Here is a 15,688-nt window from a genome sequence, read left to right as displayed (position 1 = left end):
GAGGTCAAGTCGCTCCTGGAGATCAGTCGCGCGGACGGCCCGCGGGGCACGGCGGTGACGAAGGACCGACGCCGCCTTCACCCGTTCGGCACGGCACGCCCGGCCACTCCCCCGAGCGCGGCAGTACCGGCCTCGACCTGCGGTGATGTGTTCTGTCCAGAGCGACACGCGGTTTCGGCGGAGGGAAACTGATTGACCATCAGCAGGCGTGGCGGGCCGGGTGCCTCTTACCTCTGAGAAGACGGGACACCGCACCACCCGCTTCCGGAGGACCCATGCGCACCACCGCCCGCCTGCTGACCGGCATAGCGATGGCGCTCGCCACGACGGGGCTCGCCGCCCAGGGCGCATACGCCTCGGACTTCGGAGAGCTGGAGGTGTACCCGTCACCCGCCACCCCCGGCACGGAGATCACCGTGAACACCACGGCCTGCGGCAAGAACGGCCACGGCGTCGGCGACGCCCGGTCGCTGGGCGCCGGCGAGTTCAAGCTGCGGCCAGGCACGCACAAGGAGGTCGCGGTGGGCCGGTTCACGGTCCCCGAGGACACCCGGCCGGGCACGTACGGCATCGAGGTGCGCTGCAAGAACGGCAAGGAGGCCGCCGGCGACCTCGAGGTGCGTCACCGTGAGCCGAGCGGGCACGTCAGAACAGGCGTCGGCGGCAGCGTGGGTCCCGACACCACCCAGATCGCGGCGGGCGCGGCGGTACTCACCGCGGCCGCTGTGGGCGGAACGCTCCATCTGCGCCGCCGGGCGAGCGGCGCGCAGAGAGGCTGACGGAGCGGTACCCCAACCGTTCCTCGTCCCGCCGGATCCCCCGCTCCCGTCAGGCCTCGAGCCGACGGGGGCGGGGCGACGTTCCGGGCGATCCGGGCCGCGCCCGGCCGCCCCCCATGTCCCGTACGGCCGGCCGGCCCGGGCGCCGCCCGGCCCGCGCCCGGCCGCACCCGCTGCGAGCGAAGCCGGAGGACCGTTGAGCGCTCAGGACAGCACCCGGCGCAGGGCCAAGGGCTGGGCCGTGGCCGCCGCAGTCTGCGCCGGGCTGTGGCTGGTCCACAACGGCACCCGCGACATCACCCCGCCCGTCCCCTCCGCCGCGCAGGCCTTCGCCGCCGGGCCGAACCAGCACACGGACGCCGCCGCCGACCCGCTGCCGCCCTCGGACCCGGTCCGGCTGCGCATCCCGCAGATCGACGTCGACGCACCCGTCATGGGCCTCGGTCTCGCCCGCGACGGCAGTCTCGACGTGCCGCCGACCGAGGACCGGAACCTTGCCGGGTGGTACGAGGACGGGACCGCACCCGGCGCCAAGGGCACGGCGATCGTGGCCGGCCATGTCGACAACGCACAGGGGCCCGCCGTCTTCTACAGCCTCGGCGCCCTGGAGAAGGGCCACCGGATCGAGGTGCTCCGCGCGGACGGCAGGACCGCGGTCTTCACGATCGACGCGATCGAGGTCTACGAGGCCGACGACTTCCCCGACAAGAAGGTCTACGGGTCCGGCGACCGGGCCGAACTTCGGGTGATCACGTGCGGTGGAGGCTTCTCGGAGAAGACCGGCTACCAGGGCAACGTGGTCGCCTACGGGCACCTCATCGGCGTGCGGAACGGCGGCGCCCGGAAAAGATAGCCATGGACATAGTAGCCATGTACTGTAATGCTCCATGAGCACAGCACCCAAGGGCCCCACGCCCGGCTACCTGGTCTGGCGTCTTTCCACGAAATGGCGTGTCGCGGTCGATCGCGCGCTCGCTCCCCTGGGGCTGACTCACGCGCAGTACACCCTGATCGCCTCGCTGCACGGCATCCGCCGGTCCGGCCACCGCCCCAGCCAGCGGCAACTCGCCGACCACACCGGCCTGGAACCGCTCTACGTCTCCAAGCTCGCCCGCGCGCTCGAGTCGTCGGGGCTCGTTCAGCGCACGCCCGATCCCGCCGACACCAGGGCCGTGCAGCTCTCGCTCACCCCCGCGGGAGAGGAGAAGGCCCGCCGCGCCGTCGCGGAGGTCCACACGCTGCTCGACCGGCTGCTGGCCCCGCTCGGCGGGCTCGACGCACCCCGCACCCAGGCGCTGACCAATGAGCTGCGGCTGCTGCTCGAAACGCCTCTCGACGCACCTTCCGACGCCATCGAGTTCACGTCCGCGACACCCGAGGAGTAACCATGTCGTCCACCACGCCGATCCTGCTCGACAGCCAGATCATCGGTCGGGCCCACTACGCGGCCCGCGCCCTGCTCGACCGTGAGCTGGGCCGCACCGGCACCACCTTCCACCAGTCGATGGCGCTGAACGCGGCCGCCGCCGAGGGCGGCACCACAGAAGCGAGCCGGATCGTGGAACTGTTGACGGCCAACCTGAAGATCGACGGGACCACGGCCCGGGACACCGTCGCCGAACTGCCGGCCACGGAACTGTTCGAACCGCTGGAGCCGCTGCCGGGCCAGGGCCCGAGGGTCGGACTGACCGAGGCCGGCCGCGCGGAGCAGAGCCGGCTGGCCGCGGTCGCCACCGAGTTCGGCCCGCTGGTGTACGGCGGGAACCCGGAGGCGGACCTGGCCGTCGCGGGCCGGGTGCTGACCGAGGTCATCGCACGGGCGAACGCCGCGTACGCGCGGACCGCCGACCGGTACTGACCGGCGTCACGCCGTCCACTGGTCGAAGCCGAGCTTCGCGACCAGTGAGAAGACGACGACGAGCAGCACCCCGCGGACGAACTCACTGCCCTTGCGCAGCGCCATCCGGGCGCCGAACATGCCGCCCGCCAGGTTGAAGACGGCCATCAGCGCGGCCAGCTGCCACAGCACGGTGCCCTGGTAGGCGAACATCGCGAGCGCGCCGCCGTTGGTGCACACGTTCACGATCTTCGCGGTGGCGGACGCGGTCACCAGGTCCAGATGAAGCACCGCGGAGAGCGCCAGCACCAGGAACGTGCCGGTGCCCGGCCCGAAGAGACCGTCGTAGAAGCCGATGCCGCCGCCGACGAGCACGATCGCCACGACGGTACGGGTACGGGTGACCCGGCGCTTGTCCGCGCCGGCGGCCGCGCCGAACGAGGGGCGCAGCATCACGAACGCGGCCACGCCGAGCAGCACGACCATGATCACCGGGCGGAGCACCTCGCTGCTGATGCCAGCCGCGAAGAACGCACCGCCCATCGAGCCCGCGAGCGCGGCGAGCCCGATCCGCACCGCGGTCTTCACCTGTACCGGCGCCTTGCGCACATAGGTGATCGCCGCCCCCGACGTGCCGACGATGGCGACCGCCTTGTTCGTTCCGAGGACGTGGGCGGCCGGCACCTGCGGCAGGCCGAGCAGCAGCGCGGGCAGCAGCAGCAGACCACCGCCGCCCACGACGGCGTCGATCCAGCCGGCAGCGGCGGCGGCGAGACAGAGGAAGACGACCATGGTCAGGGATATGTCGGGCACGGCGTGAGCCTATGGAGGGGGTGGGGGGTCAGTCCAATGATCAACCAAGTCTTGAGGGTGACATGAGGTCGGGGGTGGGGTGGGGGCCGCTGAGCGGGGCCGTCCTCCTACCCGCCCCTTCCCGTAACCGCGGGCTCCGCCCCCGGACAGAGTCAGCCCGCCCGGCGCTCGGGGCCACCGCGCGAAGCGCGGTACGGGTCCGGGCGGAGCCCTGTTTCGGGAAGCGGCGGGGAGGGGAAAGGCCGCCGCAGGCGCTGTCCCGCCCCCTCACAGGCCCCCGGCACCCGCGCTGAGCGCAGCGTTCCCCGCGGGAAACAGAAGGGAACCTGACGGGTAACACCGCCGACGCACGCTGCTTGCATGACTTCGGAGATCGTGGTGATCGGCGGCGGGACGGCAGGCGCGCGGCTCGCGCGTCAGCTCGGCGCGGGCGCCCGCGTCACGGTCCTCGGCGAGGAGACGCACGCGCCCTACAACCGGGTGCTGCTCGCGGAGGTGCTGGCGGGGCGCTACGGCCCCGAGGTGATCGCGCTGCCCGAGGTGCCGGTGCGCCGCGGTGTGCGGGCGACCGCCGTCGACCGGGACCGTCGGCTCGTGCACTGCGCGGACGGCACCTCCGTGGCATACGACCGCCTGGTGCTGGCGACCGGCTCCAACCCGGTGCTGCCGCCGCTGCGCGGACTCGGTCCCGGACTCCCGGACGGCGTCCACCCCTTCCGCACCCTCGACGACTGCGCGGCGCTGTCCGCCGCGGTCCGACCGGGGACGCGGGCGGTGGTCGTCGGCGGCGGGCTGCTGGGGGTCTCCGCGGCCCGTGCGCTGGCCACCCGGGGTGCGAAGGTGGTGCTGGCCCAGCAGGGCGAGCACCTCATGGAGCGCCAGCTGGACACCTCCGCCTCCGCACTGCTGCGGGCACACCTGGAGCTCCTCGGCGTCGAGGTGCACACCGAGTGCCGGGTGCGCGGAATGCGGACGACCGCCGACGGTGCCGTCGGCGCCGTGGTGCTGGCGGACGGCTTCGCGCTGGACGCCGAGATCGTGGTGCTGGCCTGCGGGGTGCGTCCCCGTGTCGGTCTGGCGGTCGACGCCGGGCTCGAGGTGCGGCGCGGCATCGTCGTCGACGACGAACTGCGCACCTCCGACCCGTACATCCACGCCATCGGCGACTGCGCCGAGCACGACGGCGTCGTGCACGGGCTGGCGGGCCCGGCGCTGGAGCAGGCCGATGTGCTGGCCGCGGTGCTCCGCGCCGAGGGTGCCCGCTACACCGGCACCCGGGCGCTGACCCGGCTCACACTCGCCTCCACGACGAGCCCGTTCGACCTGGCCGCTTTCGGCGACCCGACCCCCCGCCCGGGGGACGACGTCGTCCAGCTCGCCGACGCCACCCGGGGCGCGTACCGCAAGGTCGTCGTCCGCGGGGACCGGCTCGTCGGCGGCGTACTGCTCGGGGATCTCGCCTCCGTCGGCGCGCTCGCCCGGGCCTGGGAGGGCGACGAGGCCCTGCCGGACTCCCTCCCCCTGCTCCACCTGCTCACCGATGATGGAGGCCTCTGACATGGCTGCGAAGTCCACTCCCGCGACCACTCCCACGATCGTGGTCGTCGGCCACGGAATGGTCGGCCAGCGGTTCCTGGAGGCCCTCGCCGAGCGCGGCGTCACCGAGCGGGCACGCATCGTCGTGCTGTGCGAGGAGCCCCGTCCCGCCTACGACCGGGTGCGTCTCACCTCGTACTTCTCCGGGAACACGCCTGACGACCTGTCGATGGTCGAGGACGGTTTCATGGCGGAGCACGGCATCGAGCTGCACCTGGACGACCCCGCGGAGACCATCGACACGACCACGCGCACCGTCACGTCGCGCGCCGGGCTCCGCCTGACGTACGACACGCTGGTGATGGCCACCGGCTCGTACCCGTTCGTGCCGCCGGTGCCGGGCAAGGACGCGGAGGGGTGCTTCGTCTACCGCACCATCGAGGACCTGCTCGCGATCGAGGAGTACGCGAAGACGGCCCGCGTCGGCGCGGTCGTCGGCGGCGGTCTGCTCGGGCTGGAGGCGGCGGGGGCGCTCAAGGGTCTCGGTCTGGAGACGCACGTCGTCGAGTTCGCGCCGCGACTGATGCCGGTGCAGGTCGACGAGGGCGGCGGCGCGGCGCTGCTGCGCACGATCGAGAGCATGGGCCTCTCGGTGCACACCGGTGTCGGCACCCAGGAGGTCCTCGCCGGCGAGAACGGCGCCGTCAACAGCATGGCGCTCTCCGACGGTTCGAAGCTCGCCACCGACCTGGTGGTCTTCTCCGCGGGCGTACGGCCCCGGGACCAGCTCGCCCGTGAGGCCGGCCTCGCGGTCGGCGAGCGCGGCGGCATCATCGTGGACGAGCAGTGCCGCACCTCCGACCCGGCGGTCTTCGCGATCGGCGAGTGCGCGCTGGCCTCGGACGGCCGCGTGTACGGCCTGGTGGCGCCGGGCTACGAGATGGCCGAGGCGGTGGCGGACGTGATCGACGGCGGCACGCGGTCCTTCACCGGCGCCGACACCTCGACGAAGCTGAAGCTGCTCGGCGTGGACGTGGCCTCGTTCGGTGACGCGCACGGCGCGGCCGACGGATGCCTGGACGTCGTGTACTCGGACTCGCGCGCCGGCGTCTACAAGAAGCTGGTGGTCGACGGCGAGGGCACGCTGCTCGGCGGCATCCTCGTCGGTGACGCCGATTCGTACGGCACCCTGCGGGCGCTGACCGGCAGCATTCCGCCCGTCTCCCCGGAACAGCTGGTACTGCCCGCCGGCGCGGGTGCGCCGGCGGCACTCGGGCCTGCCTCGCTGCCCGACGAGGCCGTGATCTGCTCCTGCCACAACGTCACCAAGGGCACGATCCGCGGCGCGGTCACCGAGCACTCCTGCACCACCGTGCCGGAGGTCAAGAAGTGCACGAAGGCCGGTACCGGCTGCGGCAGTTGCGTCAAGGTGCTCGGCCAGCTCGTCAACGCCGAGCTGGAGGCGTCCGGCGTCGAGGTCGACAAGGGCCTGTGCGGCTGCTTCGGCCAGACCCGCCAGGAGCTGTACGAGATCGTCCGGGCCCTGCGCGTCACCTCGTACCAGCAGCTGCTGGACTCGCACGGCCGGGAGGCCGCCCGCGGCGGCAACGGCTGCGAGATCTGCAAGCCGACGGTCGGTTCGATCATCGCCTCGCTGGCGCCCACGATCGGAGCGAGCGGCTATGTGCTGGAGGGCGAGCAGGCGGCGCTCCAGGACACCAACGACCACTTCCTCGCCAATCTGCAGAAGAACGGCTCGTACTCGATCGTGCCGCGCATCCCGGGTGGCGAGATCACCCCGGAGAAGCTGATCGTCATCGGCGAGGTGGCCCGCGACTTCGGTCTCTACACGAAGATCACCGGCGGTCAGCGGATCGACCTGTTCGGCGCGCGGGTGGACCAGCTGCCGCAGATCTGGGCCCGGCTGGTGGACGCGGGCTTCGAGTCCGGCCACGCGTACGGCAAGGCGCTGCGGACCGTGAAGTCCTGTGTGGGGCAGACCTGGTGCCGCTACGGCGTCCAGGACTCGGTGCGGATGGCGATCGACCTGGAGCTGCGCTACCGGGGCCTGCGCTCGCCGCACAAGCTGAAGTCGGCGGTCTCCGGCTGCCAGCGCGAGTGCGCGGAGGCCCAGTCCAAGGACTTCGGCGTGATCGCCACGGCCAACGGCTGGAACCTGTACGTGGGCGGCAACGGCGGCGCCACCCCGCGCCACGCGGACCTGCTCGCCCAGGACCTGTCCGACGCCGAACTGGTGCGCCTGATCGACCGGTTCCTGATGTTCTACATCCGCACCGCCGACCGGCTGGAGCGCACCTCGACCTGGCTGGAGCGCATCGAGGGCGGCCTGGACCACGTACGGGACGTGGTCGTGCACGACTCCCTCGGCATCTGTGCGGAGCTGGAGTCGCTGATGGCCGACCATGTCGCCGGCTACCGCGACGAGTGGGCCGAGACGCTGAACGACCCCGAGCGGCTGCTGCGGTTCGTGTCGTTCGTCAACGCGCCCGACACCCCGGACCCGACGGTGAAGTTCGTGCCCGAGCGGGACCAGGTCAAGCCCGATCTGCCGCTGCTGTCCATCCGTTCACTCGAAGAGACCCTGGAAGGTGCCGCCCGATGACCGCGACGACCCTCGCCCCCGCCACGACGGAGGTCCTGATCCAGCTCCGGCCCGCCGACGAGTGGCTCGCTGTGTGCCCGCTGTCCCGGCTCACGCCGGGACGCGGAGTGGCCGCCCTGCTGCCGGACGGCCGCCAGGTGGCGCTGTTCCTGGACCGCGACGGCGTCCCGTACGCGGTCGACAATCGTGACCCGTTCACCGGCGCGCAGGTCCTCGCGCGCGGTCTGGTCGGCTCCGCGGCCGGCCGGCCCTTCGTCGCCTCGCCGCTGCTCAAGCAGCGCTTCGACCTGTCGACCGGGCGCTGCCTGGACGACGAGTCGGTCGCGGTGGCGGCCTACGAGGTACGGGTGGCCTGAGCCTCCCGTACCACTCCCCCGACTCCGCTCACGCGTCGTCTGTCACTGCCCTGACCTTCGCGACGCGTGAGCGGCCGGATTCCCCGGCGACGGCGGACGCGGCGTCACTCGCCCTCCGCCGTCGCCTCCTGCATCGCCTCGACGTCCATCCAGACGACCTCCCACAGGTGGTGGTCGGGGTCCTGGAAGGAACGGCCGTACATGAAGCCGTAGTCCTGAGGGTCGTTGGACGGCGAGCCGCCGGCGGCAAGGGCGGCGTCCACGAGCTCGTCGACCTTCTCCCGGCTGTCGGCGCTCAGCGCGAGGATGACCTCCGTGCTGGTGGCGGCGTCGGCGATGTCCTTCTTGGTGAAGTCCTTGAAGCGCGCCTCGGTCAGCAGCATCGCGAAGACGGTGTCGCTGAAGACCAGGCAGGCCCCGGACTCGTCGCTGAACTGCGGGTTGAAGGAGTAGCCCAGCTTGCCCCAGAAGGCCTTGCTGGCCTCGAGGTCCTTCACGGGCAGGTTCACGAAGATCATCTGAGCCATGGCTGTCTCTTTCCCTTTCGGTGCCCGCGGCGCTGCGCGGTGCGTTGCTGTCCGGTGCGTTCGAAGGGTTAGACGGACGGGCCGGCCGTGATTCATCGGTCCCCGGCAGGGAAATTTTTCTTGGAGCACGACCACCGCGGCCATCCCGCGTTGCACCGGGCGTCACCCACCCGCCCTAGGTTCCTTCACCGCGCGACCCCGTGGCGCCGGCCGGTGCCACGGGGCGGTCATCCCACCCTGGAGTGACAAGTGGAACGTCGCAGCTTCCTGCGCGGAGCCGTCGTCGGTACATCGGCGGCGGCCTTCGGCTTCACGCTGTGGCAGGGCGCCGCCTCCGCGGCCCCCGCCCAGCCCGGCCCCGGACCCTACGGGGCACTCGGCCCGGCCGACGCGAACGGCATCCAGCTGCCGGCCGGCTTCACCAGCCGGGTGATCGCCCGATCCGGCCAGCGGGTCGGCCCCACCTCGTACACCTGGCACAACGCCCCTGACGGCGGTGCCTGCTACAGCGACGGCACGGGCTGGATCTACGTGTCGAACTCGGAGATCAACCCCTCCGGCGGGGCGAGCGCGGTGCGTTTCTCCTCGACCGGCGCGATCACCGGCGCGTACCGGATCCTGTCGAACACCCGGCAGAACTGCGCGGGCGGCAAGACGCCCTGGAACACCTGGCTGTCCTGCGAGGAGGTCAGCCTCGGATACGTCTACGAGGCCGACCCCTACGGCGTGAACGCGTCGGTGCAGCGCCCCGCCATGGGCCGCTTCAAGCACGAGGCGGCGGCGGCCGACCCGGTGCGCAAGGTGATCTACCTGACCGAGGACGAGTCCAACGGTTGCCTGTACCGCTTCGTCCCCACCACCTGGGGAAACCTGTCCTCCGGCACCCTCCAGGTGCTGAAGGCCGGCACCGCCACCTCCGGCAGCTTCACCTGGGCAACCGTGCCGGACCCCGACGGCTCGCCCACCGTCACCCGTGACCAGGTGTCGGGCGCGAAGAGGTTCAACGGCGGCGAGGGCTGCCACTACGCCGACGACACCGTGTGGTTCACCACCAAGGGCGACAACCGGCTCTGGCAGCTGAACCTCGTCGCGAACACCTACGAGCTCGCCTACGACGACTCGCTCGTCAGCGGAACCCCGCCGCTCACGGGCGTCGACAACGTCACGGGCACCACCTCCGGCGACCTGTTCGTCGCGGAGGACGGCGGCAACATGGAGATCTGCGTGATCACTCCGGCCGACGTCGTCGCGCCCTTCCTCCGGGTGAACGGCCAGTCCTCCTCGGAGATCTGCGGCCCGGCCTTCTCCCCCGACGGCACCCGGCTGTACTTCTCCAGCCAGCGCGGCACCAGCGGTAGTTCGTCGGGCGGCATCACCTACGAGGTGACGGGGCCGTTCCGCGCATAGCGAGCTCGGGCTCCGGTGTGGCGCCGCCGCGCAGCAGGGCGGCGCCCAGCGGGGTCAGCGTGTGCAGTACCGCGTTGCCGTGGCGCAGCGTCACCACCAGGCCGGCCTCCCGTAGTACGGCGGCGTGCTGGCTCGCGGAGGCCAGCGACACGCCGGCCCGGCGGGCCAGTTCGCTGGTCGTGCAGCCGCCGCGGATGGCCTGGAGGACGGCGGAGCGCGTATGTCCCACGAGGCGCCCGAGCGATGCGCCCGTCACGTCTCCCGCGGCCTGCTCGCAGCTGTGCGAGACCGGGTAGACGAGCACCGGCGGCAGCGACGTGTCACGCAGGACCACTGGTGTCCCCCGGCAGAAGAACGACGGCTGGAGCAGCAGTCCGCGCCCGTCGAGGTGCAGCTCACGATCGACGGGATAGTCCGCCTCGAGGACCGGTGAGCGCCAGCGCAGCACCGGCGGCAGGGAGGCGAGCAGTTCGCCGGCGCCGCCGTCGAGGAGCGCACGGCCGCGCACGGCGCGGTCGGCCTCCACCCGGCCCTGGATATGGCTCCAGTAGGGCTCCACGGCCGCGTGGTAGTACGCCCGCAGGGCGGCGACGAGCCGGGCGACGGACTCGGCCCTGCCTTCGGCGAGGGACGCCAGCCGGCCGGGCAGGGAGCGCAGCGGTGAGCGGTGGACGGCGGCGAGAGCCACCTCGGTGTGCAGCCGCGCCGGAGGTGTGGCCCTCAGCGCCTCGAGGCCTGTGTCGAGCCCTTCACTGCCCTCCGCGGGGGTGAGGAAATCCGGGAAATAGCCCCGCTGGGGAACGAGCGCGGAGAGCAGTCGTGTTTCACCTTTCAACCGCGTTCGTGCCTGGGAACGCCATTCCCCGAAGACCAGAGCGCCCCTTCGGTCACGCAATCGGTGAAAACTGAGAATCGATTCCCACAACGCGTCGGGCCTGGCGGCCATCCGCACGCGCGCCAGATCGTCCGCATTGAAATGAATACGAAGCACCGAACCCCCACTGTTGCAACCGCAATCGCCCCCATCACTGAGTATGCATGCAATCACAGGTTGTTACCACGGTGTTTCAGCCACAGTTGAAACGCCTCGCGGGTCCAGGGGGGCAACCGAAAAGCTGTACGACGTCGGGCATGAAACCTACTTCACCGATGTGACGCAGCGAGGACCGTGGGGGGCTTTGCGCGTCCGGCGGCGGTGATGGAGGTTGCGGCTCCGTGTCCGGCACGGGTAATGGAGCGCGGTCGGTGGGTGGGGATCCGCCGGCCGCGCTCCGTCCGTTGTATCCGGCGCGTAACAGAAGAAATTTGTTTGAATGTCAATCAGCGAAGGTTGACTGATCCGCGATTCAACTGACTTCCGGTTCAACAAGGGCCCACGGGCTTCCGGTTCGGCTCCTGCCCCCGGGCATGCGGAAGGGGCGGGCGCCCCGCACAGGCGCCCGCCCCTTCCCTGAGGTTCCGGAGCCGCCACCGGGTAGCCGGTGAGGGTCGGGGTACCGGGCTCCGGGGTTCGTGCCCCGGCCCCGGTGACGACTCCGGAGTCTGATGGTTCCTAGCGGGAGTCGCTGCCCGTCGTACGGGCCGCCGCGGCGCGGCCCGCCTCCAGTCGCGCCACCGGGATGCGGAACGGCGAGCAGGACACGTAGTCCAGGCCCACCTCGTGGAAGAAGTGCACCGACTCGGGGTCGCCACCGTGCTCGCCGCAGACGCCGAGCTTGAGGTCGGGCCGGGTGGCCCGGCCGGCCTCCACCGCGCTACGGACGAGGGAGCCGACGCCGTCCTTGTCGATGGTCTCGAAGGGGGATACCCCGAAGATGCCCTTCTCCAGGTACGCGGTGAAGAAGCTGGCCTCCACGTCGTCGCGGGAGAAGCCCCACACGGTCTGGGTGAGGTCGTTGGTGCCGAAGGAGAAGAACTCGGCGGCCTCCGCGATCTGCCCGGCGGTCAGGGCGGCGCGCGGCAGCTCGATCATCGTGCCGAGCGCCAGCTTCAGGTCGATACCCGTCCGCTGCCGCACCTCGGCGATGACCTGCTCGGCCTCCTCGCGGACGATCTCCAGCTCCTGGACGGTGCCGACGAGCGGGATCATGATCTCGGCGCGCGGGTCGCCCTTGGCCTCGATGCGCTGCGCCGCGGCCTCGGCGATCGCCCGCACCTGCATGGTGAACAGGCCGGGGATGACGAGCCCGAGGCGTACGCCGCGCAGGCCCAGCATCGGGTTCTGCTCGTGCAGCCGGTGCACGGCCTGGAGCAGGCGCAGGTCGTTCTCGTTGTGGTCCTTGCGGGCCTCGGCGAGGGCGACGCGCACCGACAGCTCGGTGATGTCCGGCAGGAACTCGTGCAGCGGCGGGTCGAGCAGACGCACCGTCACCGGCAGTCCGTCCATCGCCTCGAACAGCTCGACGAAGTCCTGCTTCTGCTGCGGCAGCAGCGCCCGCAGGGCCTCCTCGCGCTCGTCGTCGGTGTCCGCGAGGATCAGCTTCTCGACCATCTCGCGGCGCTCGCCGAGGAACATGTGCTCGGTGCGGCACAGGCCGATGCCCTGGGCGCCGAAGCGGCGGGCGCGCAGCGCGTCCTCGGCGTTGTCGGCGTTGGCCCGCACACGCAGCCGGCGTACCCGGTCCGCGTACGCCATGATCCGGTGGACGGCCTGGACCAGCTCGTCGGCGTCGTCGGCGCCGGCGTGCATGCGGCCCTCGAAGTACTCGACGACCGGGGAGGGCACGACGGGAACCTCGCCCTTGTAGACCCTGCCCGTGGAGCCGTCGACGGAGACGACGTCGCCCTCCTCGATGACGGTGCCGTTCACCGTCATCCGGCGGCGCTTGGTGTCGACCTCGAGCTCCTCGGCGCCGCAGACACAGGTCTTGCCCATGCCGCGGGCGACGACGGCGGCGTGCGAGGTCTTGCCGCCGCGGGACGTCAGGATGCCCTCGGCGGCGATCATGCCGTCCAGGTCGTCCGGGTTGGTCTCACGGCGGATCAGGATGACCTTCTCGCCGGAGCGCGACCACTTGACCGCGGTGTAGGAGTCGAAGACGGCCTTGCCGACGGCCGCACCCGGGGAGGCGGCGATGCCGCGTCCGAGCAACTCCGTCTTCGCCTTCTCGTCGAAGCGCGGGAACATCAGCTGCGCGAGCTGGGCGCCGTTGACGCGCTGGAGCGCCTCGGCCTCGTCGATCAGGCCCTGGTCCACGAGCTGGGTGGCGATGCGGAAGGCGGCGCCGGCGGTGCGCTTGCCGACCCGGGTCTGGAGCATCCACAGCTGGCCGCGCTCGATGGTGAACTCGATGTCGCAGAGATCCTTGTAGTGGTTCTCCAGCGTCTCCATGATCTGCATCAGCTGGTCGTACGACTTCTTGTCGATCGACTCGAGGTCGGCCAGCGGCACGGTGTTGCGGATACCGGCGACGACGTCCTCGCCCTGGGCGTTCTGGAGGTAGTCGCCGTAGACGCCCTGGTGGCCGGAGGCGGGGTCGCGGGTGAAGGCGACGCCGGTGCCGGAGTCGGGGCCGAGGTTGCCGAAGACCATGGAGCAGATGTTGACGGCCGTGCCGAGGTCGCCGGGGATGCGCTCCTGACGGCGGTAGAGCTTGGCACGGTCGGTGTTCCAGGACTCGAAGACCGAGCAGATCGCGAGGTCCATCTGCTCACGCGGGTCCTGCGGGAAGTCGCGGCCGGCCTCGGCCTTGACGATCTTCTTGAACTGCTTGACGAGCTTCTTCAGGTCGGCGGCGTCGAGGTCGGTGTCGACGGTGACCTTCTTGGCGGCCTTGGCCTCCTCGAGGGCGTCCTCGAAGAGTTCGCCGTCGACGCCCAGCACGGTCTTGCCGAACATCTGGATGAGGCGGCGGTAGGAGTCCCATGCGAAGCGCTCGTCGCCGGCCTGCTGGGCGAGGCCCGCGACCGACTCGTCGGAGAGGCCGATGTTGAGGACGGTGTCCATCATGCCCGGCATCGAGAACTTGGCACCCGAACGTACGGAGACCAGAAGGGGATTGTCGGCCTGGCCGAGCTTCTTGCCCATCTTCTGCTCGAGGGCGTCGAGGTGCGCACTCACCTCGTCGCGCAGCTCGGCCGGCTCGTCGCCGCTCTCGAGGTAGACCTTGCAGGCCTCGGTGGTGATCGTGAAGCCCGGAGGCACCGGCAGACCGAGGTTGGTCATCTCGGCGAGGTTCGCACCCTTGCCGCCGAGGAGGTCCTTGAGCTCTTTGTTGCCCTCGGTGAAGTCGTAGACGAACTTCTGATCTTTGTTTTCCGACACGGGTCTCGACTCCTCGAGGACTCGGTGGCTGCCCTGACGGCGAGGAACATACCCAGATCGAAGGCTTCTGGGTACGTCCACTTGCCCGTCATACGGCCTTAACCACTCGTCCGCCAGCCAATCGAAAGTCCCCGGAGGCTAAGGAGGCGTGGACCCTTGCCTTCAACTCCTGAAGGGATGATCACCTCCCGCATCCACTCGATCAACAATGGCTACACAGCGTGACAAGTCACTCCATGCCTCAAAAGCCAAAAGGGTGGCACTGAGTGCCACCCTTTGAGAGGTGCAGCCGCCCGGAATTCGCTCATCTGAGCGCACCCCCTATCAGGGGTGGCGAGAATCACGCCCTCCGGAGCACCGAAATTCCATCATCCGGACCCGTTCCGCCGCCGGTCAGCCACCGGAAGTGTCCAGCTCGGCTTCCGCGCCCACGCCCGCGCAGTCGTACGGATCCTTCAGCCAGCCGTCCGGCAGCACCACCCGGTTGTTGCCCGACGTACGCCCGCGGGGGCCGTCCGCGCCCACCGGCCACGGCTGGTCCAGATCCAGCTCGCTCAACTGAGCGCCCAGCTCGTCCAGCGACGAGGTGATCGCGAGCTTCTTGCGCATCTCGGAGCCGACGGCGAAGCCCTTCAGGTACCAGGCCACGTGCTTACGGAAGTCGACCACTCCACGGGACTCGTCCCCGATCCACTCCCCCAGCAGTGTCGCGTGCCGCAGCATCACGTCGGCGACCTGGCGCAGCGTGGGCCGCGCGTAGTCCTCGCGGCCCTCGAAGGCCGCCACCAGGTCCGCGAACAGCCACGGCCGGCCCAGGCAGCCGCGGCCCACGACCACGCCGTCACAGCCGGTCTCCCGCACCATCCGCAGGGCGTCGTCAGCGGACCAGATGTCGCCGTTGCCGAGCACCGGGATCTCCGGGACGTGGTCCTTGAGGCGGGCGATCGCGTCCCAGTCCGCCGTGCCGCCGTAGTGCTGAGCCGCCGTGCGCCCGTGCAGGGCGATGGCCGTGACGCCCTCCTCGACCGCGATCCGGCCCGCGTCGAGATAGGTGATGTGGTCGTCGTCGATGCCCTTGCGCATCTTCATGGTGACCGGCAGGTCGCCCGCGTTGGTGACCGCCTCGTGCAGGATGGCGCGCAGCAGGGGCCGCTTGAACGGGAGGGCGGAGCCGCCGCCCTTGCGGGTGACCTTGGGGACGGGGCAGCCGAAGTTCAGGTCGATGTGGTCGGCCAGGTCCTCGTCCACGATCATCCGGACGGCCTTGCCGACGGTGACCGGGTCCACTCCGTACAGCTGGATCGAGCGCGGGGTCTCGGTCGCGTCGAAGTGGATGAGCTGCATCGTCTTCTCGTTGCGCTCGACCAGGGCCCGAGTGGTGATCATCTCGCTGACGAACAGGCCCTTCCCCCCGCTGAACTCCCGGCACAGCGTCCGGAAGGGCGCGTTCGTGATGCCGGCCATGGGAGCGAGGACCACCGGCGGCTGCACGGCGTGCGGGCCGATCCGGAGCATGTTCGAGGAAGCGGGGGCGAGCGTGGTCATT

13 protein-coding genes are annotated in these 15,688 nt (G+C 70.8%); 8 read left to right on the top strand and 5 right to left on the bottom strand.

The features are described 5' to 3' along the window. Positions 1-275 precede the first annotated feature (275 nt). From GLX30_RS24040 to GLX30_RS24025, 4 genes are all read left to right on the top strand, one after another. Complete coding sequence (locus tag GLX30_RS24040; RefSeq protein ID WP_159692231.1) at positions 276-779, top strand: hypothetical protein; 504 nt, start codon at positions 276-278, stop codon at positions 777-779. A gap of 196 nt (positions 780-975) precedes the next feature. Then, positions 976-1,632, top strand: a complete 657-nt coding sequence (locus tag GLX30_RS24035; protein ID WP_159692229.1) for a class F sortase — start codon at positions 976-978, stop codon at positions 1,630-1,632. 34 nt (positions 1,633-1,666) lie between these two features. Next, positions 1,667-2,164 (top strand): MarR family transcriptional regulator, encoded by a 498-nt coding sequence (locus tag GLX30_RS24030; protein ID WP_159692227.1) that lies wholly within the window; start codon positions 1,667-1,669, stop codon positions 2,162-2,164. A 2-nt stretch (positions 2,165-2,166) separates the two neighbouring features. After that, entirely contained in the window at positions 2,167-2,637 is a 471-nt protein-coding gene (locus GLX30_RS24025) for a hypothetical protein (RefSeq protein ID WP_159692225.1), read from the top strand. 6 nt (positions 2,638-2,643) lie between these two features. Here the strand turns inward: GLX30_RS24025 and GLX30_RS24020 are convergent, their stop codons facing one another. Continuing rightward, on the bottom strand, positions 2,644-3,429 hold the full coding sequence (locus tag GLX30_RS24020) for a TSUP family transporter (protein WP_159692223.1): 786 nt from the start codon (positions 3,427-3,429) through the stop codon (positions 2,644-2,646). Between the two features lie 360 nt (positions 3,430-3,789). Here GLX30_RS24020 and GLX30_RS24015 point away from each other — a divergent pair, with 360 nt between their 5' ends. Genes GLX30_RS24015 through nirD form a run of 3 tightly spaced genes read left to right on the top strand, consistent with a single transcriptional unit; the run spans position 3,790 to position 7,944 of the window. After that, a complete protein-coding gene (locus GLX30_RS24015) occupies positions 3,790-4,986 on the top strand; it encodes an FAD-dependent oxidoreductase (protein ID WP_159692221.1) in 1,197 nt (398 codons plus the stop codon). A 1-nt stretch (position 4,987) separates the two neighbouring features. Further along, the gene (nirB, locus tag GLX30_RS24010; protein WP_159692219.1) at positions 4,988-7,588 is read left to right on the top strand and encodes a nitrite reductase large subunit NirB; all 2,601 of its coding nucleotides are present in this window, start codon (positions 4,988-4,990) and stop codon (positions 7,586-7,588) included. Next, positions 7,585-7,944, top strand: coding sequence for a nitrite reductase small subunit NirD (nirD, locus tag GLX30_RS24005; protein ID WP_159692217.1), 360 nt, complete (start codon positions 7,585-7,587; stop codon positions 7,942-7,944). The genes nirB and nirD overlap by 4 nt, the downstream gene beginning before the upstream one ends. Positions 7,945-8,048: 104 nt before the next feature. On the opposite strand, the gene GLX30_RS24000 is transcribed toward nirD, so the two are convergent. Beyond that, positions 8,049-8,471, bottom strand: coding sequence for a VOC family protein (locus tag GLX30_RS24000; RefSeq protein ID WP_159692215.1), 423 nt, complete (start codon positions 8,469-8,471; stop codon positions 8,049-8,051). Between the two features lie 249 nt (positions 8,472-8,720). Between GLX30_RS24000 and GLX30_RS23995 the strand changes: the two genes are divergently transcribed. Beyond that, entirely contained in the window at positions 8,721-9,878 is a 1,158-nt protein-coding gene (locus tag GLX30_RS23995; protein WP_159692213.1) for an alkaline phosphatase PhoX, read from the top strand. Here the strand turns inward: GLX30_RS23995 and GLX30_RS23990 are convergent. The 3 genes from GLX30_RS23990 to dusB all read right to left on the bottom strand — a co-directional run bounded on the left by GLX30_RS23990 (position 9,844) and on the right by dusB (position 15,687). Then, the gene (locus tag GLX30_RS23990) at positions 9,844-10,869 is read right to left on the bottom strand and encodes a winged helix-turn-helix domain-containing protein (protein ID WP_208545474.1); all 1,026 of its coding nucleotides are present in this window, start codon (positions 10,867-10,869) and stop codon (positions 9,844-9,846) included. The genes GLX30_RS23995 and GLX30_RS23990 overlap by 35 nt on opposite strands. A 561-nt stretch (positions 10,870-11,430) precedes the next feature. Then, positions 11,431-14,142, bottom strand: a complete 2,712-nt coding sequence (ppdK, locus tag GLX30_RS23985) for a pyruvate, phosphate dikinase (RefSeq protein ID WP_159692211.1) — start codon at positions 14,140-14,142, stop codon at positions 11,431-11,433. A 393-nt stretch (positions 14,143-14,535) separates the two neighbouring features. Next, positions 14,536-15,687, bottom strand: a complete 1,152-nt coding sequence (gene dusB, locus GLX30_RS23980) for a tRNA dihydrouridine synthase DusB (RefSeq protein ID WP_159692209.1) — start codon at positions 15,685-15,687, stop codon at positions 14,536-14,538. Between the last annotated feature and the right edge of the window lies 1 nt (position 15,688).

The sequence above is a fragment of the Streptomyces sp. Tu 2975 genome, from assembly GCF_009832925.1.
Lineage (GTDB): Bacteria > Actinomycetota > Actinomycetes > Streptomycetales > Streptomycetaceae > Streptomyces.
Note: the sequence above shows the minus strand (reverse complement) of the source record. Positions and strands in the feature narration are given on the sequence as shown.

Bases quoted from the DNA above. Each gene is read 5' to 3' on its own strand.
- GLX30_RS24040 (WP_159692231.1), top strand. From the start codon at position 276: ATGCGCACCACCGCCCGCCTGCTGACCGGCATAGCGATGGCGCTCGCC.
- GLX30_RS24030 (WP_159692227.1), top strand. From the start codon at position 1,667: ATGAGCACAGCACCCAAGGGCCCCACGCCCGGCTACCTGGTCTGGCGT.
- GLX30_RS24025 (WP_159692225.1), top strand. From the start codon at position 2,167: ATGTCGTCCACCACGCCGATCCTGCTCGACAGCCAGATCATCGGTCGG.
- GLX30_RS24015 (WP_159692221.1), top strand. From the start codon at position 3,790: ATGACTTCGGAGATCGTGGTGATCGGCGGCGGGACGGCAGGCGCGCGG.
- nirB (WP_159692219.1), top strand. From the start codon at position 4,988: ATGGCTGCGAAGTCCACTCCCGCGACCACTCCCACGATCGTGGTCGTC.
- nirD (WP_159692217.1), top strand. From the start codon at position 7,585: ATGACCGCGACGACCCTCGCCCCCGCCACGACGGAGGTCCTGATCCAG.
- GLX30_RS24000 (WP_159692215.1), bottom strand. From the start codon at position 8,471: ATGGCTCAGATGATCTTCGTGAACCTGCCCGTGAAGGACCTCGAGGCC.
- dusB (WP_159692209.1), bottom strand. From the start codon at position 15,687: ATGACCACGCTCGCCCCCGCTTCCTCGAACATGCTCCGGATCGGCCCG.